The following is a 533-nucleotide window of genomic DNA, read 5'->3' on the forward strand; positions in this document are numbered from 1 at the left end:
TCGAAAGCGACGAGGCGCTGGCCGACTACGTGCGCGAGTCGGCCTGGGGCCACCATGCGTCGTGCTCGTGCCCGATCGGCCCGCGCGACGATGGCGGTGTGCTCGACAGCGCATTCGCCGTGCATGGCGTGCGGCGGCTGCGGGTGGTCGATGCCTCGGCGTTCCCGCGCATCCCGGGCTTCTTCGTGGCGGCGGCGATCTACATGGTGGCGGAGAAGGCGGCCGACGTGCTTCTGCGCGCGGCGCGAGGGACCCCACTTTCGGCAAATTGACGCCCCCGGAACATCGGCCGAAACTTTGTCCACAACAGATTCGAAGCGGGTTTTACGAGGAGAAGGCAAATGGCATACGACGTTCAGCAACTGCTCGACATGACGCAGGAACAGCTCGACGAACTGTTCCGTGCGAGCCCGCCGGGCGATATTCCCACCGGCGAGGCGGAGGGCACGGCGATCATCGCGCCGGGCACTCGCTACACGGAGTCGATCGCAAGGATGGTCAACATCTTCGGCTGGCAGGGCAAGGTGTTCGAC

The 533-nt window shown here is 65.9% G+C and carries 1 protein-coding gene and 1 pseudogene; both read left to right on the plus strand.

Annotated features, from left to right (window positions below):
* Window positions 1-272 (plus strand): GMC oxidoreductase (locus AC1DTN_RS39060; RefSeq protein WP_477925607.1); only part of this gene is annotated, 272 nt, incomplete at its 5' end.
* 69 nt (window positions 273-341) lie between these two features.
* A pseudogene (locus AC1DTN_RS39065) lies at window positions 342-533 on the plus strand (hypothetical protein); the annotation flags it as partial.

This window comes from Rhizobium sp. 01T444 (assembly GCF_056398305.1).